18 protein-coding genes are annotated in these 23726 nt (G+C 36.3%); 10 read left to right on the top strand and 8 right to left on the bottom strand.

The window, feature by feature from the left end; translation table 11 throughout:
- Positions 1-123 precede the first annotated feature (123 nt).
- Positions 124-570 carry a nuclear transport factor 2 family protein gene (locus HS960_RS14300; protein ID WP_182329696.1) on the top strand — a complete coding sequence of 149 codons (447 nt, stop codon included), beginning with the start codon at positions 124-126 and terminating at the stop codon, positions 568-570.
- 183 nt (positions 571-753) lie between these two features.
- On the opposite strand, the gene HS960_RS14295 is transcribed toward HS960_RS14300, so the two are convergent.
- Complete coding sequence (locus tag HS960_RS14295) at positions 754-1317, bottom strand: hypothetical protein (protein ID WP_182329694.1); 564 nt, start codon at positions 1315-1317, stop codon at positions 754-756.
- Positions 1318-1534: 217 nt separating this feature from the next.
- Between HS960_RS14295 and HS960_RS14290 the strand changes: the two genes are divergently transcribed.
- Positions 1535-1981 (top strand): nuclear transport factor 2 family protein, encoded by a 447-nt coding sequence (locus tag HS960_RS14290; protein WP_182329692.1) that lies wholly within the window; start codon positions 1535-1537, stop codon positions 1979-1981.
- A 129-nt stretch (positions 1982-2110) separates the two neighbouring features.
- On the opposite strand, the gene HS960_RS14285 is transcribed toward HS960_RS14290, so the two are convergent.
- Positions 2111-2566, bottom strand: coding sequence for a macro domain-containing protein (locus HS960_RS14285; protein WP_182329690.1), 456 nt, complete (start codon positions 2564-2566; stop codon positions 2111-2113).
- 235 nt (positions 2567-2801) lie between these two features.
- On the opposite strand from HS960_RS14285, the gene HS960_RS14280 reads away from it, so the two are divergent.
- On the top strand, positions 2802-3248 hold the full coding sequence (locus HS960_RS14280) for a nuclear transport factor 2 family protein (protein WP_182329688.1): 447 nt from the start codon (positions 2802-2804) through the stop codon (positions 3246-3248).
- 254 nt (positions 3249-3502) lie between these two features.
- Here HS960_RS14280 and HS960_RS14275 read toward each other — a convergent pair whose 3' ends face one another.
- Together HS960_RS14275 and HS960_RS14270 are read right to left on the bottom strand one after the other, a co-directional pair.
- On the bottom strand, positions 3503-4546 hold the full coding sequence (locus HS960_RS14275) for a hypothetical protein (protein WP_182329686.1): 1044 nt from the start codon (positions 4544-4546) through the stop codon (positions 3503-3505).
- Entirely contained in the window at positions 4534-5988 is a 1455-nt protein-coding gene (locus HS960_RS14270) for a hypothetical protein (protein ID WP_182329684.1), read from the bottom strand. Before HS960_RS14270 ends, HS960_RS14275 begins: the two co-directional genes overlap by 13 nt.
- A gap of 340 nt (positions 5989-6328) precedes the next feature.
- Between HS960_RS14270 and HS960_RS14265 the strand changes: the two genes are divergently transcribed.
- The 3 genes from HS960_RS14265 to HS960_RS14255 all read left to right on the top strand — a co-directional run bounded on the left by HS960_RS14265 (position 6329) and on the right by HS960_RS14255 (position 10428).
- Positions 6329-8032, top strand: coding sequence for a DUF2075 domain-containing protein (locus tag HS960_RS14265; RefSeq protein WP_182329682.1), 1704 nt, complete (start codon positions 6329-6331; stop codon positions 8030-8032).
- 99 nt (positions 8033-8131) lie between these two features.
- Entirely contained in the window at positions 8132-9991 is a 1860-nt protein-coding gene (locus HS960_RS14260; protein WP_182329680.1) for a DUF2075 domain-containing protein, read from the top strand.
- Between the two features lie 107 nt (positions 9992-10098).
- On the top strand, positions 10099-10428 hold the full coding sequence (locus HS960_RS14255) for a nucleotide pyrophosphohydrolase (protein WP_182329678.1): 330 nt from the start codon (positions 10099-10101) through the stop codon (positions 10426-10428).
- A 212-nt stretch (positions 10429-10640) separates the two neighbouring features.
- Here HS960_RS14255 and HS960_RS14250 read toward each other — a convergent pair whose 3' ends face one another.
- Positions 10641-11108: a helix-turn-helix domain-containing protein gene (locus tag HS960_RS14250; protein WP_159732720.1), complete on the bottom strand. Its 468-nt coding sequence runs from the start codon at positions 11106-11108 to the stop codon at positions 10641-10643.
- Between the two features lie 69 nt (positions 11109-11177).
- On the opposite strand from HS960_RS14250, the gene HS960_RS14245 reads away from it, so the two are divergent.
- Positions 11178-12803 (top strand): ISL3 family transposase, encoded by a 1626-nt coding sequence (locus HS960_RS14245; protein WP_182329677.1) that lies wholly within the window; start codon positions 11178-11180, stop codon positions 12801-12803.
- A 135-nt stretch (positions 12804-12938) separates the two neighbouring features.
- Here HS960_RS14245 and HS960_RS14240 read toward each other — a convergent pair whose 3' ends face one another.
- The 3 genes from HS960_RS14240 to HS960_RS14230 all read right to left on the bottom strand — a co-directional run bounded on the left by HS960_RS14240 (position 12939) and on the right by HS960_RS14230 (position 16996).
- The gene (locus HS960_RS14240; RefSeq protein WP_182329676.1) at positions 12939-13103 is read right to left on the bottom strand and encodes a hypothetical protein; all 165 of its coding nucleotides are present in this window, start codon (positions 13101-13103) and stop codon (positions 12939-12941) included.
- A 20-nt stretch (positions 13104-13123) separates the two neighbouring features.
- Positions 13124-16342 carry a P-loop NTPase fold protein gene (locus HS960_RS14235; RefSeq protein WP_182329675.1) on the bottom strand — a complete coding sequence of 1073 codons (3219 nt, stop codon included), beginning with the start codon at positions 16340-16342 and terminating at the stop codon, positions 13124-13126.
- A gap of 144 nt (positions 16343-16486) precedes the next feature.
- Complete coding sequence (locus HS960_RS14230; protein WP_182329674.1) at positions 16487-16996, bottom strand: hypothetical protein; 510 nt, start codon at positions 16994-16996, stop codon at positions 16487-16489.
- A 957-nt stretch (positions 16997-17953) separates the two neighbouring features.
- On the opposite strand from HS960_RS14230, the gene HS960_RS14225 reads away from it, so the two are divergent.
- From HS960_RS14225 to HS960_RS14215, 3 genes are all read left to right on the top strand, one after another.
- Complete coding sequence (locus tag HS960_RS14225; RefSeq protein ID WP_182329673.1) at positions 17954-18337, top strand: hypothetical protein; 384 nt, start codon at positions 17954-17956, stop codon at positions 18335-18337.
- A gap of 145 nt (positions 18338-18482) precedes the next feature.
- Complete coding sequence (locus tag HS960_RS14220) at positions 18483-20486, top strand: TlpA family protein disulfide reductase (protein WP_182329672.1); 2004 nt, start codon at positions 18483-18485, stop codon at positions 20484-20486.
- 11 nt (positions 20487-20497) lie between these two features.
- A complete protein-coding gene (locus HS960_RS14215) occupies positions 20498-23719 on the top strand; it encodes a SusC/RagA family TonB-linked outer membrane protein (RefSeq protein ID WP_317167945.1) in 3222 nt (1073 codons plus the stop codon).
- The last annotated feature ends 7 nt before the right edge of the window (positions 23720-23726 follow it).

Below are 23726 nucleotides of genomic sequence, written 5' to 3'. Positions count from 1 at the left end.
TCCTGTCATTCACCGAGTTTTCCCGATCCTTGGTCTAAAGCCTATAGGCTAGGGGCCTATTGTGTCGTCGTTTTGAGTCAACAAATAAGAACAACAGAACTAACACTATAAAGTAAAGACATTATGAGAGCATTAGTAAAAACATTCGCAGCAGCAGCTTTAATAGCATTATCTACTTTCGCTATGGCAGCTGAAGGACCTGGAGCAAAAGCAACAAAAGCAAACATTAACCTTTCCACAGCAGATTTCGCTTTAGAGCACTATGTTGCGATAACGATTGAAGGAGAATCAGCAGGAGTTGAGCAGTTATTTGCAGCTGATTTTAATCAAAAGATCCAAGCTACCAATGTGCAGTCTAATAGCCGTAGCGAAGTGGTTAAATCCTTGAAAAAGCAAAAAGGAGAGAAGCTAAACTGTACCGTAAGCACAGATATCATCGAGGAATCGGCAGACTATATGGTCGCTAAAGTGACTTTGAAATTTGAGAATTTTACCAAAACGGATCTAGTTACCTTGGAGCGTGTAGGTAATGATTGGAAAGTATCCAAATCAATTAATTCGTACAAATAAGAGCCATCTCAATTAAATATATATGTTGTAGAGCCATGTTGTGAGACGTGGCTTTTTTGTATAAATTCCATTGTTGCCCGCTATTTCAAAATCAGTTGCCTTCCTTTTTCATTCGCTAGTTTTGCTGACCCTATGATTTTATCAAATGAATAGATGACTGGCGCTGTATAATTCTCTGCTTTTTTAGAAAATAGTATTTCCATCAAATCCGATAGCATAAAAATTCGATTGGTAGTCAACCAGTTTAATCCGGTCATGCAGTATAGTTATCTCAGGGAAACCATTATTATTTAACCAGATATCGTGTCCTCCAAATCGCCATTTTATTTCTCCGAGCTTTGTTATTCTTGTGATTTCGAGTTCACCATGAACGAGCAAATCATCTTCTAATTTCTGAACACTGAAATTCGTTACGTAATCTACTTGTCCTGTCCATTTGAGCGTTAAGTCTGGTATATTTAAATAGTACAGTTTATTCCCCGCGCAAATATAAAGCACACGCTCCTCTATTATAAAGGAGGATTCGCTCAATCCTGTGAAAACCCCAGTATCACAAAGAATAGTACTAGCCACTTCATCTTGACCATCTTTTACTAAAATGGCAACGTTAGATACGTTGCTATATCGATCGCAAGAATCATCGACATATACCCGTTTGTAGCGTCTGAGATTGTCGGCGGACTCAACTGTATATTGGTGATCGGTATAGATTAATACTTTATATTGTTGATGGGAAATTTCAATCATTTGAACTTGTAGAAGCTTTTGCTATTAAAGATAACTGTTATAGTCTGATTATCGAAAATTCAGTGCTTTATTCTAAGCCCTTTCACCTCCCCATTTCCGCCATTCACCGAGTTTTCCGGTCTATTAGTCTAAAGCCCGTAGGCTAGGGACCTATTGTGTCGTAGTTTTGAGTCAACAAATAAGAACAACAGAACTAACACTATAAAATAAAGACATTATGAAAACGCTAGTAAAAACATTCGCAGCAGCGGCTTTAATCACAGTATCTACTTTCGCTATGGCAGCTGAAGGACCTGAAGCAAAAGCAACAAAAGCTAACATTATTCTTTCTACAGCAGATTTCGCCTTAGAGCATTATGTTGCGGTAACGACTGAAGGAGAATCAGGAGGAGTAGAGCAGTTATTTACCGAAGATTTTAATCAAAAGATCCAAGCCTCCAATGCTCAAAATAACAACCGTAGCGAAGTGGTTAAATCCTTGAAAAAACAAAAAGGCGAAAAGCTAAACTGTACAGTAAGCACCGACATTTTAGAAGAATCAGCAGACTATATGGTCGCTAAAGTAACGTTGAAATTTGAAAACTTCACCAAAACAGATTTAGTTACTTTGGAGCGTGTAGGCAATGACTGGAAAGTATCCAAATCAATCAATTCGTATAAATAGAATTTCACAACTGGTGGTTTGCCAGTAATAAAAGACAAACCACTAGTGAATTATATGTTTATTAAGGCCACGTCGGGAGATGTGGCTTTTTTAGTTTTGTCCACTTGCTGCTAATTGTCAATTGTTTTTTTAAATATTTCTATAATTTTCTACTACGATAAGATCAATATCATCATAATCTTTGGCAACCCTGTTAATAGTAGCTTTTACATCGTCCCAAACTAAACTACCCAACCCGGCCCCAATTTTGGGCAGGGCTATTTTTTCGATGCCATTTTGGCGGGCATATACAAGCATTTTGAGAAGAGAATCTTCAATTGCTTTAAGCTCTGCTTTGGTTTTCCAGGTCTTTTGAGTGCCAAGATTGAAAACAGTGCCTTCACCATAGTCGTAAGAAAAAACATCCCCAAGAGAGAAATCACCATCTTTACAACGCTTTTTATATTCCAAATACATTTGATTATATTTTTCTTTGAATTGTAAAGCGATTCCTTTCCCCATTGCTCCAGCACAATTACAACCATGAGCATAATTTTTTACATCAGGTAAATTGAATATATTTCCAGAATCCAGATATGTAACCATTTTCTTTTTTTTAAGTGCGTAATAGTCCAATCATTCAGCTTCGAGGCCGAATTGTTGGGAGGATGAAGATGAACAAAATTATCCTGAAATGCAACTTGCTTCACCTCCCCATTTCCGTCATTCACCGAGTTTTCTAGTCCATTAGTCTAAAGCCCATAGGCTAGGAGCCTATTGTGTTGTAGTTTTGAGTCAATAAATAAGAACAGATAAACTAACACTATAAAATAAAGACATTATGAAAACGCTAGTAAAAACATTCGCAGCAGCAGCGCTAATCGCAGTATCAACATTTGCTATAGCGGCTGAAGGACCTGGAGCAAAAGCAACAAAAACAAACGTTAACCTTTCCACAGCAGACTTCGCTTTAGAGCACTATGTTGCAGTAACCACAGAGGGAGAATCAGCAGGAGTAGAGCAGTTATTCGCCGAAGGTTTTAATCAAAAGATCCAAGCTACTAATGCACAAAGTAATAGCCGTAGCGAAGTGGTTAAATCCTTGAAAAAACAAAAAGGCGAAAAGCTCAACTGCACAGTAAGCACAGATATCATCGAGGAATCGGCAGACTATATGGTCGCTAAAGTGACTTTGAAATTTGAAAACTTCACCAAGACTGATCTAGTTATCTTGGAGCGTGTGGGCAATGACTGGAAAGTATCCAAATCGATTAATTCGTATAAATAATATCCAATAACTGGTGGTTTGCTAGTAAAAGGAGGCAAACCACTAGTGAATCATATATTTATTTAAGGCCACGCCGGGAGATGTGGCTTTTTACGTCAAAAGGGCCTGATTCTCATCAGACCCTTTCTGTTAGTGTTTATTTGTACAGTAATTTTTATGTTTCCTAACGGTTCTTCTTTTTGTTTCGTCATCCAATGTTTTAAAAGACAATTGAATTTCCAAGGTGTACGTCAATGAAACATTGGTATTGCTAGCTATAATATCGATTTCAAATTTGAGTTGTTCACACCTTTGTTTTTAAAAAAATCTTCGAATGGCTTTCCATTTATTTTCTTTGTTTTATACCAAAGGTTCAGTTTTCTATTAAGCTGTTTGTCGGGCATATAGTTTAATTTAGCTTTTTTAAAATAGTCCAAAAAATTACCGTTTAATATACCATTGTCCCAAAAGAACTCAAAATCTCCAATACCTTCTACTGCATACCAGTCACTACCTTTATTTAAACCTGCACTTTTTGTAAAAGGAATGTGCGGTTCATTTGTCCAAAATCTATCTATCGCAATAGTTCGGCCTTGATTATTTAAATTTATGGTAGTATCCTTTATTATTCCTCCTTTTAGCGTATTTAACTTTTCAGCGGAGAGATAATTTTGTTTTGAAAAATTATTACTTTGCGGATATATACCAGCTGCATTGTTTCTATAAGGCTCCATGTAGCCATTACCAATAAAATAGGATTCAGTTAAGGTCTCGTTGTCAACTAAAAAATATTCATTTTTTCGCTTTATCACGATTTTATAATCCGTTCTTTTCAAGTTGAGTGATGGCGTCTCTGAAAAAATACCTAAAGGAGCATAAGTCGCATAAAATATATCTTTTGCTGAGGTTCGCAATAGGCTATCCAAAGAAATTACGTTTATATCCTTGTTAACAATGGCTTTCGAGATATTTTTTAGCTCAAATTTAGACCTTGTCAACGGCGTTATTGTAACTAAGATATCAACGGGTAAACTTTTCCCTTCACGTTCAAAGCTTATAAAATTCTGAAATACTTTTTGATTTGAATCATCATCAGTTATGCTTTTTTTGAACAGAAAGTTATAAATGGTTAAATCTGGGAAATTGGTGCTATCGGATCTGATTTCTGCATATGTTCTTTTGCAGAATAAATGCCCGTCCAATGAATCGGTTAGTTTGTCTTGATCAAATACAACATATTGGGTTTGAGCAAAGCAGCTACCAATAAGTTGGAAGGCTGATACGGCTAAGAAAGTAAATAAGATTATTATTTTGCGCATGATATTTTTTTATTACTTAACGGTCCATTGGGATCAACATTACTATGTGTTTTTAAAAATTCATTGAATGCTGCATCTGTAATTTTATAGTCCTTCTTTAATTTGTCAAATAGCGATGAAACATCTTGCGCCATTTGAGCATTGACAGAAGGGTCAAACATTTGTCCAGCTTGTCCAAGTCCTAGCATACTGGCCATAACATATTCATTTGAAGAATATCTGTTACCTCCCCAAGCTTTCAGAAAACCAATCATAACAGGAAATACATTGTCGGACATCATTGTTTGATGATCACGATAATCTCCATTGAGGCCAGCTTTCTTCTGGATTTCAAGCGTTTTCAATGCCGATGTAAACCAAAATTCCTGAATTTTTTCATCCACAATACCATCTGCGTTCATCTTATTAGTTTTTAAAAAATAATTTGAATAGGCGTGAATTGCTTCGTGAAGAGCTGTAGCAGCAATTACGAGGTCTGAAGAATTGTTTAATGCATTTGCGTTGAAATAGATATCTACATCACGGTTTGTACTTTCAGTAGGATTTGTAGCTGATGCAAGTCCATAATTGTACCCTTTATTAGGATCCCAAGACATATCTGTTTTGAAGCTCCATTGTAAATTGGGGTTCCCAGTTCCATTTCCATCCAACGTAAAAGGTTTAACCATGTCTTTAAAAGTACTTAAATTTTCAAGATTCTTCAAAAAACTCTCCATACAAGCATAATTTTCAAACTTATATTTGACCGTGCTTGGAGAAGTGCTCGAAGCTCCGCCAGGGCTACCTGTCGAGGGGGGAATATTTGAATAGTCTTTTGGTCCCCCAGAAAGCCACTGTTCGTAGTCCTCATCTCCACCTGTCGAACAATAAACAGCATTCAATACACCAGCTACATATGCATAAACGCAAGGTTCTCTCATTGGCGGGAATCCTGCAATTAACCCACTACTATTGATATCACCTTTGTATTCCCTAATTATAATTTTGTTAGAAGAGAGAAATTTCGTTACAATTTTCCCTTGGAAATGTTCACGTGAAGCTTCTGAATTTGGTAGGAAAGAAATAAATGAATACCCCCATTTATTATCCTTTTTCTGTGCTTTCAACCAAAAATAGTCGGCCAGATTTATTGAAAACGTGGAGTCACCATAATAAATCGGCTCCGCACTGTTTATTTTGATATATACATTGCTCTCATCTTTCACTACAACAGAATCCCATTTGATATAACTTGTGAAATTGGAGTTGAAAAAATTTTCATTGTCAGCGAGGGGATTTTGAGCGTAAAACTCCTTTTTAATTTCGTCTATGTTATCGCTACTTGGGGAAAGCTGATTTTTCTCTTTAGTACAAGAAAGAATTAAAACAGCTATTAGAATTGGTATAATAAGATGTTTTAATTTAAAGATAGCATGATTTAATGTAATGATGTTGTTTTGCATTATTTTGTGTTAGTGTTAATTTTAAATTTAATATAGTAAATAATTTAATATTAAAGCTTTTTTATTTTGTTTTTTATTATGAGTTTTGTTTTTCAGCTATTTACCCTAACATCGAATTAAGATTTAGCCATTTGAGTTGGAGACCATCGCCTATTGTCACCAGATCATGGGAATTAAATGTTGTCTCAATCTATTGTTTTATTTATAAAACAATTATTATTCAACGGTAAATTTTGTGCTTAGATAATTTATTCCCTGCGAATCTGTCTTGAATTAGAAGGATATTTACTAACATAGTGAGCAGAAAAGATGAAGAAAATCGTTAAAATTAAAGTATATAATGGCAAAGTCATTTCAAATTAAAGAATACCCCTTCAATCATAAATTAGAGAACCTATTGTTAGACCATGAGGATTTCTTTTTGCGCCGTCCTATAATTTACTTACTTCAAAATAATGAATCCAAAGAAGTCTATGTTGGAGAGACGACTGACATGGTGACGCGCTTTAGGAACCATCTGAAAAGTGAGAAAGGAAAATCGTTTACTTCTGTTTCTCTTATTTTGAGTGAGTTTTTTAATAAATCTGCTACATTAGATATTGAGTCCAATCTTATTCGCTATTTGGCAGCAGATAAGAGTTTTAAACTTCAAAATGGTAACCTTGGGATTCGAGACCACCAATTCTATCAACAAAAAGAAATCTATCAGAAACAGTTTCAGCGTATTTGGGCAGAGTTGATGGAAAAGGGAATGGTTAAATATACGCTAGCCCAAATTGATAATTTGGACCTATTCAAGTATTCTCCCTATAAAAGTTTGTCCAACGATCAGATCATAGGATTGAAAACAATCCTCTGGTGTTTGCTCGATGAAAAAGCCAAACTTAGCTTGATTCACGGCGCGGCCGGCACTGGAAAATCGATTATAGCCATTTTTCTTTTTAAGCTGCTAAAGACAGATTTAAAAGATTTCAATTACTTGGCTTTTGATGAAAGTGACGAAGAATTATTTGAATTAGTTAAAAAAGTTAAAGAAAAATATTGTGAGCTGGAAATGGCATTGGTGATTCCAATTCTATCTTTTAGGAAAACTATTTCAAAAGTGTTTAAGGATATCGAGGGATTATCATCTAGTATGGTAATTAGTCCATCTCAAATAGGGAAGAGAAAATATGACATATTAATTGTTGATGAGGGGCATCGTCTGAAGAGACGCAAAAATTTGGGTATTTATTACAAAGTTTTTGATTCATTTAATGATGATTTAGGTTTAGACAGAGATACAGGTACAGAGTTGAATTGGGCAGAGCTAAGGTCTGATAAAACTCTCATTTTTTACGATAGATTTCAGTCTATCAAACCTTCGGATGTTGCCATTAGCGATTTTTTAGAGCTGGAAAAAAAGGATACAACAAGAAGGGAAGAATTGCGTTCGCAGTTTAGAGTTCGTGGAGGAATATCATATATGGATTTTATCCATGAAATTTTTTCTGATCACACGAACTTGGAACCAAAATTTTTTAAAAGTAAGCGTTATGAATTTTTGTTGTTTAATAGTGTGGAAAGTATGTATGAGCGTATAAAACAAAAAGAAGATAGAGTCGGACTTTGTCGTATGATAGCAGGGTATGCTTGGGAATGGAAATCCAAAAGTAATAAATCACTCTCTGATATTTCAATCGGTGGCTTTGAGTTAAAGTGGAATAGTAATATTGAGTGGATGAACTCCCTCAATGCGATTAATGAAGTTGGGCATATCGAAAATATACAGGGGCGTGATCTTAACTATGCGGGGGTAATTATTGGGCCTGAACTTGATTATAATTTTATTACTCAATCTTTTGTAGTTTATAAAGACCGGTATATGGATTTTATTGGAAAGAACTCTGTAGAAGATATTGATACGCTAAAGAACTATATTCTCAATATTTACCGTACGATGCTTTTTAGAAGTATCTTTGGTACCTATGTATACGTTTGCAATGATAATTTACGTAAATATTTGAGCCAATATATCCCCGATCGGTATTCCTTTGATTTCTAATATCTGGATAGGTGAACATTTTAATATTAGATTCCTCTAAAATATGTATATCTACAAATAATTATTTAATTTACGGGCTAACAAAGCCGGTTAGTTAGAATGATTATTTACCATAGTACCAAAGAGAAGTTCTCCTGCGATATTCTCACCAACGATATTGATAATATTATCCAGCATGCGCTTGTAGAACGTACAGGAAAAAGAGTGGGCGAGGCAGAACTTAACTCCTTTCGTAACTCGCTCAGCTATATGGACAAAGTTCTTCATGATGGTGAGATACCTGCTGACTGTGGTATTTCTATCGAGTATCATATTCCACAAACTTCGAAGCGGGTAGATTTTATAATCAGTGGTTCTGACGGAAATACAGATAATGTTGTTATTGTTGAACTTAAACAATGGAAAACTGCGGAAATCACCGATAGAGATGGTATTGTGCGGACCAGATTTAAGCAAGGGATGAAAGATACTGCCCATCCCTCTTATCAAGCCTGGTCTTATGCTGCACTATTAAATGGATTTAACGAAGCTATTGCTGAGGAGAATATAAATTTACACCCCTGTGCCTATCTTCATAATTATGCTGACGATAATTGCATCCGAAATGACTTCTACCAAGGTTATATCGATAAAGCGCCGCTCTTTTTAAAACATGATGCTTTAAAGCTAAGAGAGTTCATCAAAAAATATATTAAGACTGGTGATCGTTCGGATATCCTTTTCAGAATTGATAACGGTAAGATTCGACCGAGTAAATCTCTTGCTGATGCCCTTTCCAATATGATCAAGGGCAATACGGAATTCTATATGATCGATGATCAGAAAGTTGTTTTTGAAACAGCGAAAAAGCTGGCACTGAATTCTTCCGGAAGCAACAAGAATGTCCTGATCGTAGAAGGAGGGCCGGGTACAGGGAAATCGGTTGTAGCCATTAATTTATTGGTACAACTGATCAAAACTGGACAATTTGCACAATATGTGACTAAAACTTCTGCACCGCGTGACGTTTATTTTGAAAAATTGTCGCGCGATAAAAAGAAAATAGAACTGAAACAGCTGTTTGTCGGCTCAGGATCTTTTATGCAGACTCCGGCTAATAGTTTTAATACCCTTATTGTCGATGAAGCACATCGGCTGACCGAAAAAACTGGTTTCTATAGGATGGGAAATAATCAAGTTGAAGAAATCCTGGATGCCGCTCACTGCTCCATCTTTTTTATCGATGAAAACCAGCGCGTAAGTCTTGAAGACTATGGTGAAATTGCCGTGATCGAAGAGTTTGCAAATAAAAAAGGTATTAATGTTCATCGACTAGCTTTAGAATCCCAGTTTAGGTGTAACGGTTCGGATGGTTACTTATCATGGCTAGATAATACTTTGCAAATCCGGGAAACGGCTAACACCACTTTGGACGGATTAGATTATGATTTCCGTGTGATGGATTCGCCAGATCAATTGCGTGATCTGATTTACGAGAAAAATAAAATTAATAACAAAGCTCGTATCGTTGCAGGCTATTGTTGGCCTTGGGCAAGTAAAAAGAAGAGTGAGGCCTTTGATATTATCTTTGATGAATATGACTTTAAGATGCGGTGGAATATGACCGCTTATGGCGGGGCATGGATTATTGATCCCGATTCAGTTACTGAAATAGGATGTATCCATACGGCACAGGGGCTTGAAGCTGATTATATCGGTGTGATTATCGGCAATGATCTGTTGGTGAGAGATGGCGAAGTACTCGTTCAACCTACCGCAAGGGATAAAGATGACAGAACGATATTGGGCTATAAGAAATTACTTAAGGAAAATCCTATCGAGGGTAAGGAACTGATTAAAGCAATCATAAAAAATACCTATCGTACTCTTATGACTCGGGGTATGAAGGGGTGCTATATCTATTGCACTGATGCGGAGACGAATGCATTTTTCAAAAAACAGCTGGAAGCTAAACAATAAAGAACTAATAGGCTGGTTTATGAAGAAATCTCCTGGATGTAAAATATCCTTAATGATATTTTTCGGATATTTGGACATAAGCAAGTTTGTCGTTTAAATATATTACTATGTCGGATATCCAAGAATTAATAGCACAGATCAGAGCATTCAGAGATGCCCGGGATTGGGAGCAGTTTCATAATTCTAAAGATCTTGCAGTGGCATTGAGTATTGAAGCTTCCGAGCTACTGGAGCTTTTCCTGTGGAAAGGGAATGAGGATGCCAATCCTGATAAGCTGAAGAACGAACTCGCAGATGTGCTAATGTATGCACTATTGCTTGCCGATAAACATGGACTCGATGTGAAGCAGATCGTGGAGGAAAAGATGAAACTCAACGATGAAAAATACCCAGTTGAAAAGGCTAAAGGAACGGCCAAGAAGTATAATGAACTTTAATAAATTACATGGATAAAGTTTGTTGGCCATATCACTGTATTTAAAGCGAAAAGTTAAATTTTTCTTGATCTTTTTAAAGTTGCACAATTCAAACCGTGAAAAGTGCAGATGGATGAGCGAAAATTAAACCACTAAAGTGGTATCATTTGAACCGTAATAGTTGGCACCATCCCACGGTTCTTCATCAATTTTGGTGAAAGTACAATAAATAATTACACTTTAGATATTAGGCCAAGTTTCTTTTCAAAGATAATTCCAACCTTGGCTAGCAAGTTATAAATTTGCGCCTTTTGATATACTAAACCATATTCTCTTTTAATCCACTGTATCAAAAGAGGTCCGGTCCACTTTTCTGATTGATATCCATGATTCAATGGCGTTTCTTTTATTACCAGCTCTTTGATTCTTTCCAGCTGTTCTTCCGACAACCCGCTACGCCTCCCTCGTCCTTTCTTATCTTTTAATCCTTCTATACCTTCCTTTTCAAATCGGTGCACCCAATTTGTTATCTGCTTGAAACTGATACTGTGGAGTTCCGATAGCCGTCTGCTTGAATGTCCCAAGGCAACCAGATATACCAAATACAGTCTTACGCCGACAACGTAAGCATCATTTGTATTTAATAATTTTTTTATTTCTCCTGCCTCTGATCTTTGAATTTTTAAGACTGATTTTCCCACGATATTTCTTTTTGAAAACAAACAAATATATGGATAATAATGTGTAATTTATTATTATACTTTTATGTCATGATTCCACATTTTATCCTTCCTTCTAATTTACAGCTAAAAGCTCACACAATATATTCCTCTCCAGGAGAACTTTGTATTAATACATGTGCTTATCAAAAATATTCAGTTTGTCCTATTTGCAAAAAGAAGAGTATTAGGATCCACAGTAGGTATTTTAGGACTCTTTTGGATCTTCCTATTTCCGGACATATAACGAAAGTCAAGCTGCGTGCTAGAAAGTATTTCTGTGACAATATAGCCTGCCCAAGAAAGATTTTTACTGAACGCTTCCACTGTGAAATCAAGCCTTATTATAGAAGACTTATGCGCTCTAATGATCTTCTTTTTAAAATGGCACTTGAACTGGGCGGAAATAAAGGCGCATCAATAAGCGGTTATGTTGGACTACCTGTCAGCCCGTCCACTATTTTACGGGTGATCAAAAGAGTCAATATACAACCTAATTCATTAACATCTGGTGTAATTGGCGTAGATGACTGGGCTTTCAAAAAAGGAAGGACCTACGGAACCGTTATTGTTGATTTAAAAAGAAAAGAAGTTATCGACCTGCTGCCCGATCGTGAATCGGGCACCCTCGCCGAATGGCTAAAAAAGCATCCGGAAATAAAAACAGTTTCCAGGGATCGATATGGACCATATGCTTTGGGCATAAAAGCGGGCGCCCCTCAAGCCAACCAGGTTGCAGATCGCTTTCACTTACTGTTGAACCTTGGAGAAGCAACCAAAAGGATTTTTCAATCAAAAGGAAAAGAACTAAGGGAGATATTTAAGCTTTACAATGATCCCAAAAGCGAACGATCTACATCAGCTGAGACTGAGCAGCCAGCTAAAAGAGTATTAGAAATCGTAGAGCCGAACATTTCGACGGCTAATAATAGTGTCGCTAGAAAGTATCTTTTTGACAAAGTTAAAGAGCTACACGGAAACGGTATTACGCTAAGACAGATTGCCAGAATTACGAAGCTCGCGCGTGGCACTGTTAGAAGATACGTTTTAATGGACTCACTTACAAAAAGGCAATCCAGAAGTTCAACCAACCTGGACGCTTTTATTAACTTTCTCTTGATGGAAGAGAACCGAGGTAAAACATACCGCGAACTGCATGAAACAATTGTAGAGATGGGTTTCAACGGAAAATACACACAGTTCTGCCACAAGATGAACGAAGTTTATCAAATGCAGCCATTCACTAGAACCAAAACAGTAACTCCCATAGTAGCAAAAACCTGGTCACCGGCGAGGCTCTCCTTGATGCTCTATATGGAATTAGAGCAAATTAAGGGAAATGATGACAAGGAATTTTTGAAATTACTGTTTGATAAATTTCCGCAGATAAAACAATTGGAGCAGCAGGTAAAGGGTTTTAAGCGATTGTTTCAGAGCAAACAGGACGGTCTGTTAAAAAATTGGATTGATGAGGCGATAAAATCAGAATGTGGTTTGAAAAACTTTGCTAAAAACCTCATAAAGGACTATCAGGCAGTTAATAATGCTGTCATAACATCCATAAGCAATGGTCAAGTTGAAGGCCAGGTAAACCGAATAAAAAACATCAAAAGGAAAATGTATGGGAAGGCAGGCTTTGAGTTATTAAGAAAAATGGTTCTTGCTAAATCAGCCTAATTCACCAAAATTGATGAAGAACCCATCCCACCGAAATGACTCGCACAAATCAAACCGTAATATCCACTCTCTGACTTTGAAAACGATGCCATACATCCAGATAATTAGATATACGTTGTCCAGTGGACGGTTTTGCTAGGTGATCACATCATCCGCCACATGATCGGTAATCCGGGAAATTGTCGATTCAGAAAGGTAAAATCCATATACATCGCGTTTCATATTTTCTATATCCGAAACATTCATGCTTGTGGTACATAGCGAAAATATGACGTTCTCCATTCCGTTGCTTACACCCATTATAAAACAGTGACATATTTTTAATATCCGGGATTTTGAACCATTCTAGAATTTACATTAATCTCATTTTGAGGAATTGGAAGTAGATTATTATAATTTTTTAGACCTAACTTTTCTGCCGCTAATTGATTTCTTTTGAGAGCTATTAAATAAGAACCTTCACAATTCAGGTTTGTTTTCCATTCTTTTAATAGGATTTTGACGAAATTATCTTGATCAATATTGATTGTAGATTTGCTTTCTCTTTTTCTTAACATATTAAGATACTTAAATGCTTTCGCAATATCTCCTGTATGAAAGCTCACTTCTGAGGCCATTAGAATAATCTCCGTATTTCTGATAAGATGAATGAAACTCCCTTTCTTACAAAATTTAATATATTCTTCTGTTTCAATGCTCTTAAATTTTTCCATATTATAACTGATAATAGATTCTTTATCTGTATCAAATATTTCATTTATGTCGCATAGTATGAAGTTTGGATGATTAATTAATGTTTCTGTAATTTGTAGGACTTTATCATAGTTTTTCTTTTCTAATTCGAATTTTGCAATCAGAGATATAGCTTTACGATATATATTTGAATTAATATCCGCGTTCTTTATAAGTTCTTCTAGTAATGATATATTTTCATCAAGTATATTATTAACAGATTCTCGAGGTGGTGCATAGTTTAATCTTGGATTTCTTGGATATTGAATAAGAGGTATATCTCCCCATAAAGATGTTAAAATATAATATATATATGATATTAATAAAATTGAATTATCATAAATGATATTATTTAATGGTTCATTCTTAGCTATCGTTAATTGTCTGAGAACTTGATAACTCAACTGCCACAAGGATAATATTGGGTTTAAACTCGAAGATATCTTATGGTCGAAAACTTTTAATTGGTCACTATCTAATTCAACACCTGTTTTTTGTGTATGGGTGTAAATTGCCTCGAAAACAAAATAGTTTTGAATCAATTTTAATAGAATGGATTTGATATCAATATTTATAATATCTATTTTTAATAAGTCTGTACATTTATAACTTATAATAGTTTGCCCCTCTCTTTTATTTATTACACACTTTAGAAGAGCACTTTCCTTTTCTTCAGGAGAAGATTCAAAATTCAGGTTTAGTTCTAAGGACCTAATATAGACGTGCTCTATCCTATCTTTATTTTCTTTTAAAAAAGTCTTAATAGGATCATAATTTGAATAATCTAAATATGTAATACTATTAATGATTTGAAACGTCCAATTACGAGCAAGAATAGGATTTGCTGATATATTTTCTGTAATAATATCTAGCAAATTAGCTAAATAATCCAGATATCTGGTTAGTTCATAATCTACAGATTGAATATCGCTTATATAGCATCCTTCAAAAATTTTAGTAGCAAATAACGAGTCATTTATCCTAAATAGAATTGGAATTAGTTTTTCATATGTTCCTAATATATTATCTTTTATATGTAAGGAAAGAAGCTGTAATAATTCTGTCGATTTCTTTGGATCCTGCGCGGCCCAAATGTTAAAATTATCTATTACTATTTGACTATCTTTTTCAATAACATTATAAAAATCGATTATATCAATGTTTTCATTAGCAAAATTAAAATACATAAGGGTGTATCCATTTGAGAATGCTCTGAGATGCTTGTATTCTTTTCTTTTTACCAGAAACTGAAGTGCTTCATATAAATTGGTATTTAACGTTGAATCTTCGTTTTCGTTATCCTTCCTATAATTGATAGACCAAGCTTCCTCTCTAGATCCACCAGCTATTTGTTTCATTTCGTCATATCGCAGTATTTCATTGTTAAATATTCCTATATATACTTTAGTTGCACTATTTTTTAGAGTCTCTAGAATTAATAAATCCTTAATATCAATATTTCCTTGCAGTTTGTTGTATGATATTTTAAATGAGTTTGTTAATCTATTTATTTGGCGTAAGTTGTTCAAGAAATAAGCAAACCATTCATAATTTAGCAATTCTTTAAGCTCACTTAACAAATCATTATCATTAGGGAATTGTTCTTCAAATAATTTGAAAATTTCATTATTTATTACTGTTCTACTAACTTTAGGCAATGTAACTAGTACATTGAAAATTTTTTCTAAGTATTTCGGCTCATCAATCTGATTGCAAATATAGTTATAGTCGATTCCAGCAATGAAAAATGTATTTGCAAAATCTGCACTATTTCTTATAATTTTTAGGATATGGTGAATTTCTTCTTGATCGAGACGATCTGTGTCATCGACAAATACAATTACTTTTTTTCTTGAAAGTTTTATTTTTTGACTTATATTCTTTTTTATGGATTCGATAGATCTGTCGTCATGAAAAATTTTAAGGATAAAATTAACGATACTTATTTTCTCATTGTTTGATTCAACAGTAATTTTTGACATGTATGATATAAAATCTCTCTGTAACGATTTATCAATTCTAGATGTAATATTCAAAAATTCTTGAAAAAATTCGATTAGAAGATTTTTATCATAAAGCCAAGGATTAAATTCTAAGATAATATAATCATCATTATTATCTTTCAATGATTGAATGATTTGATTAGCAATAAATGTTTTTCCATCGCCCCAATTTCCAAGTATACCTATGGCAAAAGAATGCTCTGAATCAGTATGATGAATAAATTCAGAGAGTTCATTACTTAATGTTCCATAGCCGAACTTATCTTTAGCACCTTTTTCATCTATTACAAATTGATAATTACGTTTAGTTGTCTTAACTCTGTTGAAATACAAAGACCATTGAGAAAAAAAAATGATTAAGCAAATGAATGAGATATCTAAATAGAGGTATTCAATTTTGAATTCAACAATATTTAGACTACTATTTGACCGAAATATAAATAGATATATAAATGAGTAAATTGTACTGTTTATTATAGAATTTATTGTGGGGAGGAATCCCTTTGTTAATTGATTAAAGCAATATACTAGTAAAGCTGGCGATAGTATAGCTAAGAAGAAAATTTTGACACTAATGCCTGTGTTAATATTATTTGATACGAATTTTATGAAATTGCATAAAATGTTGTCAGCCAGATAATCGCTAAAAAGCATTACCAATCCTAGAAATATTAGATGCTTTTTTAAAAGTGATATTTTGAAATCTTTAAGATAGGAAAATGAATCAAAATTATATTTCCAAAATGGTGCTTTTCTCTTTGATTCAGTTTTTGAAATTATATAGTCTATTAATTTAGATGTCATTTCCGGAGTTCAAATATCGATATATTGGAAATTTTTTAAAAAGTTCCTTTTATTTTATCCCACTTTTTTGATTAATAAAAGATCTTAAGGTTTTCTAGTTCTTTTTTAAAAGAAATATTTTATCTTTTTCTTATCTCTCCCAAATTAATCCCCCTTCTTCTTAATCGGATACTTGGCTATATATTTTTCTATTAACTCACCTGTTTTCCTTCCTGTAGCTTTTTCTATTAGAAGGAGTTCAAACGGTTCAGGTGCGCCAGTATTGTAATAAATATCTATTAGTCTCTGCTTTTCTATGCCCGTTTTGCACATAATAATATCAAAGGTATTATCACCTTCAACTTCGTCTCGCATGAATGTGCCAAAGTTGGTTCTCTCTTCAAGCTTATAATCGGTTACTAATTCAAGATTTCTTTTTGTATATACCGTGTCACGGACATTTTCTATCGTGTCACCAGAAAGTATAGCAATTTTATAGAAAGAGTAAAGGGAAACACTTTTCTTTTTTTTATTAATTATCTTGCTTATATCGCCTCCTGATACATCAGTCAATTTCGCAAAAGCCTCATTTGATAATCCTAGAGCAATTTTTCTCGATAAAACGTAGTTTCCAAAATTATCTACCTCAATTGCTAATAATTCATTTTCCTCCATAATAGATTCTCAATATTTCCATTTGTAATTATTTGTTTAAATGGAATTATATTCTTATATTTGTTAAGCGATTTGAAAATCATGGCATTTTGCCTTGACTAACGATGTTCTTCTCGAACCCAAAAAAGAGCTAAATTTTTACCGAGAGAACCGTGTTGATCGCTCCGTGCACTGATATGCGATAAAAGTTTTATACTTTTGACATATGAGGTGGCATGCGAGCGGCTTCACGTCACTTTGGTAGTTTTCTGAAAATCTCTTGTAGATTGTAAGAAGACAACAGGATTAGCTCTCCTGGGGTTCAAAGTGTGAGGCCGTTCCTTGCTTACCGATTAAGGTAAGGAGGCAACTTATCTCTTAGCTAAAGTTCATCGTTCATCATAACTAAATATGAATTATGAGAACGACACCATTTAAAATTCTAACTCACCAGTACAAGATCATTGATCGAAATACTCGGTATTCCATCAAGCAGCATTTCAAAAATTTAATCCGAGCGCCGGATTAGACGTTATAATAAGACACAGTACGTAAGAGGGTAGGAGTCAAAAAAATGGCTCGGCAATGCCTATTCAATAGAATAGCCAAACTTCCCTTAAGCGTGTCTGCCACCGACCCATTACATCAATATATAAATAGAGAAATAAAAGGCAATGAAGATGGCTTGTACTAAATAATTGTTTTGCAGCATAAATTTAGGCAAAGTTTTTATTGCTGGCAACTTTCTATTCAAAATATTGTCGTAACACAACAAAGGGTCGGTTCTTCCTATCATTGTGGATGTCCGTGACGAACCATATATAACCGAGTAATTAAGAGTAAAACGGCATTCTGAGGTTTAGTTAATAAATTTTTTAACAGTGTATCTGTATTGGGACTTTGGACTCGATAGGGGGGTGTTTTATCCTTTTTTTTCCAAAGAAACTTTGCACATACACGCCCTCAAAAGCCAAAAAAATGAGAGAGCTTTTTAAAAAACTCGTCGCCTTCGACCTGGCGATGTACGAAATCCATCATCTGGAGTATGATCCAGTAGCCTGTATTAAAGATTTTTGGACTAGATATGATATGGACACTTGTCGCAATCATCTAGTAGAATTGCTGACTGTTTACTTAGATCGAGAAAGGGGAGTTAATCCTACTATCAGTACAACGGATGTACAGAATTTCTCCGTGGCATTATTTCGGATGCTAATGGCTTATTTTCTGATTCACTACAGAAAGATCAATATTACAGAGGTGGAAATTTCATTTCTCCGAAGCAATAGATTCATCGCCTGCGAACTCGAAAGTAGCAAGGAAATCTACGATTTTTTTTATCAGCTTTCTCAAAACCACTAATAAAAAAATAATGAAAACCCTTAAATTTTTAGCCTTTTTAATGGGCTATATAACTTATATATTTCAAGTACCTGTGAAGCACTACTTAAGCACAGATATAGTACTAATTACGCAAAATTTGCGTAAGAAAATTAGACAAGGAAAAATGTACTTTAAAGGTACTTCGATCCTGCTAAAAAAGCGCTGTAAGATTAGCGTTCAGAACCTTCTAAAAAAAGCAGATTCTTCGGGCAGCCTTCGGGTTTTGTTTGAGGACTGTTCGACACTGCGTCGTACCAGCGTCGCCTCATCTTCGGAAACGCTTCGACTGTTGTTCGACTGCGCTTGGGGTAGGAGTCGAAGCGTACTCGAAGCGTACTCGAAGCCGAGCCGAAGAAGTGCCGAGCCTGTCTCGAACAGGTCCCGAAGAAGTCTCGAAGCCGAGCCAAAGGTCAGCCGAAGAGGGGGAGAGGCATTACCTTTTTCGGACTTTTGCCTGATCAACTTCGCCCCAACTTCTGCCTTTCATGCAATTGGCATCGAATTTTCATCGGGATCTCATCGGGCCACACCGATCAAAACCCGATGCGGACTCGATGAAAACCCGATGAAATGTAAAAATTCGTCAGGAATTGCTCAAAAGATGGTTGAAGCTTTTCAGCAGGTGGGAGACTTTAGATTGACGTATGGAGTAGAATCTGAACGATCTGTTTTAACGTGTTTTAAGTCGATCTGTAAGGCTTTGGTGTTTCAGGTAAATACTTTGCTTGCTTTGGTGATTTTGGTTGCTCAGCGGGCCTTAAAATGCTTTTTACTCTTTGCAGATTATAAGCGTACCTATCGCATGGTATTGACATGCTTGTTTTTATGTTTAGTTTCTATGTTTAGTTTATCGGCTCAGACGCCCCGCAAAGATAGCGGGGCCGATGGGCTCTCCAGTCTCGTTGCGCTAAAACCGGGCGATAAGATCCCGGATGCGGTATGGAACCAGTCGCTCGAACTGAATTATTTTAATGGGAAAAAGAAAACAATCAAGTTCGCTGATCTGAAAGGAAAGCTGATCCTGCTGGATTTTTGGGCGACTTGGTGCCCCTCGTGTATTGAGGGATTTCCACATCTAGAAGATGTGTTGGCGATTAATAAAAATGAGATTGCCGTGCTGCTTGTCAATAGCACACAGACAAAGGATACACAAAAACGTGTACAAGATCTAAAGAAAAAATATAAAACGGCATATGGCTTTCAGACTTCCCTTCCTTATCTATTTGGCGACACTATTTTTCAGCAATTATTCCCTCATAACGCGGTTCCACATGTCGTTTGGATAAATAAAGATGGTATTCTGGTTGCCAATACTTATGCCAATGCATTGTCAAAAGAAAATATAACAGCAGTGCTTCATACTGGAAATGCAGATTTCCATCAAAAAAAAATGAGGACCAATAAAGAAGTGGCTCTGATAACCAATGAAATGCTGAATAACGGATTTTATGCAGGTTCTGTTTTTCAGACTTATCAAGAAGGGTTAGATGCTAGTTCTGGAAATTATTCGTTCGACGGAAAACGGACCAGGTATCAGCTATTGAACCTCAGATTCTCTCAGCTCTTGGGCATAGCATTTCAAAAAGAATTGAAAGGAATACCATGGAGACATTGGCAGTTTGCTACAAGCAGCGGGGTAGACTCTAAACAGCGGCTCCTGACCCCAAATCGTTATGAAAATAGCTTCTGTTATGAAATGGTGGTGCTGGATTCTTTGCCTAAGAGCAGAGCGAAACAATTTTTTACGGAAGATTTTAAAAAGTTCTTTGGGATAAAACTATCAGTAGAAAACAAGCCAACGGATGTATGGCGCGTCAGTTTCAATTCAGCTGCCGAGAAGATCAGGAGCAAAGGTGGTATCCCAGAAGTTTTCCTGGGAGATTCGGAGACGGAAATGAAATTCCGCAATATTCCTCTAGAATTGCTGGTGGATAACCTCAGCCTATATTTTCATCGTCCATTGGTAATTGGAGCGTCCAAAGAGGTACTTGTAGACATGACCATTCCTAAAGATTTTGAAGGCTGGGAAGAGGATACGCGAAAGGCATTTCTCCGAGCAATGGGTTTAGAGCTTAATTCTGTACAGGAGACTATTGTCTGTGCATCATTTTCATTAACGGATAGATAGGAGGGTAGGATATGTATATGAGAATGTTATGCATCCTAAGTGTTTGGATGTGCTGGCTTACGTCCTATAGTCAGGTAAAAGAAAGAAACATAGTTCGGGGAGTAATTCTATCAAGCGAAGACTTGCGCCCATTGCAGGGCGTCACTGTGCAAAATATGGTTACCAATATGCGTTTAAAAAGTGAAGCCGATGGAAGTTTCGGAATAAGCGGAGATTCGCGGGATACTCTTCGGTTTTCGGCAATGGGTTATCAGGAATTACGGGTATTGGTAAAGGATGTGTTGGCTAAAGGTAGGGTTTTGATGGCTGTAAAGGATAATTACTTGGAAGAAGTGCAGATCAATACGGGCTATCAGATTTTAAAACCCAATGAAACAACAGGTTCTGCCAGTGTGATTTCCAATGATATGCTCAACCAGCAAACTGGTGCAAACATTTTAAACAGGCTCAATAATGTGGCCTCTGGGCTGAGATTTGAAAATCAGCCCAGTACTGTCAGTGACAGACAAAAGCTGAATTTTTCTGTTCGGGGTCTCAGTACCATAGATGGTAATCTTGATCCATTGATAGTATTGGATGGTTTTATTTATGAGGGCAATGTGGCTAATATAGATCCGAATAGCATCGAATCTGTTACCGTTTTGAAAGATGCCGCGGCAAGTTCGATATGGGGTGCAAGGGCTGGAAACGGGGTTGTGGTCATCACTTCTAAAAAAGGAGGTCAGGGTGCTGGCAAAATAATGAATACCACATTTAGCAGCACATTGATTACAAAAGCGAAGCCAAACCTTGATCAGGTGTATCAATTGTCCAATAAGGATTTTATCGATGCAGAGTCCATGTTGTTCAATAAGGGATTTTACGATTGGCTTGGGAATGGTTTTCAGTATATCTCGGTCACGCCGGCTATAGACATATTTGACAGGACAAAACGTGGATTGCTGACTCCTGCAGATTCAGCAGATCTGATCAATGAGCTTATGACAAAAGATGGGAGAAAATCATACCGTGACCTGTTTCTCGAATCGCCCTTCTCGCAACAGTATTCCTTAAATCTTTCGGGCGGCAGCAGACAGTATAATTATGGTTTTTCCGGAGGCTATACCCGAGAAATAGACGAGTATGCAGGACGGTTTCGAAAGTTGAATTTACAGCTTACCAATAGCTTTCAGCCTACGGAAAAACTGGACATTGCGATCAACCTTTTGTTTACAAACAGTATTTCTGAATCAGGAAAGCCAAAGTTTGAATCACTTCACTACAACGGTAAGCAGGTGCCTTACATGGATTTTTACAATAATGATGGCTCTCAACGCGCCTTTTATCCAGAATTTAGGGGTACTTATATGACCGAAAATTATGGCACACCATACTTAGACTGGGGGTATTATCCATTGTCTGATTATAAGCAGGCTGTTTCAACGACAAGATTGAATGAGTGGTATTCAACCATAAGTGGAAAATATAAAATTTTACCTTTTCTAGATGTAAGTGTCGGGTTCCAGTATCAAATCCAACAGACCGATCTGCAAGGACTATATAATGAAGAAAGCTATTATGCCCGAAAGAACATCAATCAATTTATGGAGGTTTCAAATGGGGGAAGTAGCATTACGTATCATATTCCCAGAGGTGGGATCAAGAGCAAAGACTTCTCCTCAGGACGGTCGTATACCGCAAGAACGCAGTTAAATATGAATAAGTCATGGGGTCTGCACCGGTTGATCGGTATGGCTGGTGGAGAAATTCGCGAAACAGCAAGCAAGGGTGAAAATTATTGGGTATATGGTTATAAAGAGAAGCCCTTACAGGCAGTTCCGGTAGACTTTACGACATATTTCACTATAGCGCCTTCAATGGTGCCAATGGGTATTACGGGAAGTCCATCTTTCACTGATCGCGTGAACAGGTTTGTATCGCTCTATTCAAATTGGAGTTATATTTTTAAGGATCGATATGCCTGGTCGGGAAGCTTTCGAAAAGATGGAGGCAATATATTCGGAGCAAAAACCAACGATAAATGGTCTCCGCTATGGTCTACAGGTCTCTCTTGGGATATCGGGAAGGAATCGTTTATCACCCATAAGGATGTAGATCGATTAAAGTTAAGGGCTACCTATGGTTATAGCGGGAATGTTGACCTGCGTAAAACGCCGCAGCCTATCGCCAGTGTAACTGCAGGTACCTATACAAGATTACCTGCACTGACGATCTCAAAATTAAATGATCCATCTTTGAGATGGGAGAAAGTGTCCACCTTCAACCTTGGACTGGATTTCTCTCTGTTTAAAGGTCGTCTATATGGTACGGTGGATCATTACATTAAAACAGGAAAAGATCTGTATGGGCTTACTGATTTTGATTATACCGCTTGGGGTAAATCCAATACAGTAACCAAAAATGTTGCATCCATGAGAGGAAAAGGCTGGGATATCACACTTTCAACGAATAATCTGGATAAAGCGGTGAAATGGAATTCAAGGCTGCTTTTGAATTTGAATAAGAACAGGACTACGGCATATTATAGGGCTTTGAACAGTGGCGTATCATCTTTTTTGGGCGATGGAAATACCATCACGCCAATACCGGGGATGCCATTGAATGCACTCTCAGCCTTTAAATGGATGGGGCTCGATAGTGAGGGAAATCCACAAGGTATCCTCCGTGGTGAAGTCAGTAAAGATTATATCGGTATCAACAACGCTGCATTTAACGACGGACTGGAAGGCGGCAGCATCGTTTTTTATGGTTCTGCCAAGCCGCAGGTTTATGGATCACTTATAAATACTTTCGGATGGAAATCTTGGACGCTTTCGCTAAATGTGAGCTATAAAGGAGACTATTATTTTAGAAAACCTGCAACTTCCTATTATAACCTTTTCAACCGAGGGACTGCTTTTCCTGATTTTGAGATGCGCTGGCAGCAAGCAGGGGATGAATTGAAGACTTCAGTGCCTTCGGTGCAATATCCATTGGAAGATTTTAGGGACGCGCTATATGTGCAATCTGAGGTAAATGTATTGAAAGCTGATCATTTGAGGTTAGAATATATAAACATTTCATGGGATAAAACCCTGAGGCTTCAACAGCGCGCTTTACGTATGAAATTTTATGGAAATGTAAGCAATCTGGGCTTACTATGGACTGCGAATAAGCAAAATATTGATCCTGAATTTCCTTATCGGATCTCGCCCCCAACGACTTTATCTTTTGGATGCCAGTTAAATTATTGATCATAAA

Origin of the sequence: Sphingobacterium paramultivorum, from assembly GCF_014109745.1 — a bacterium.
GTDB lineage: Bacteria > Bacteroidota > Bacteroidia > Sphingobacteriales > Sphingobacteriaceae > Sphingobacterium > Sphingobacterium paramultivorum.
This window is presented reverse-complemented; position numbering and strand designations above follow the sequence as displayed.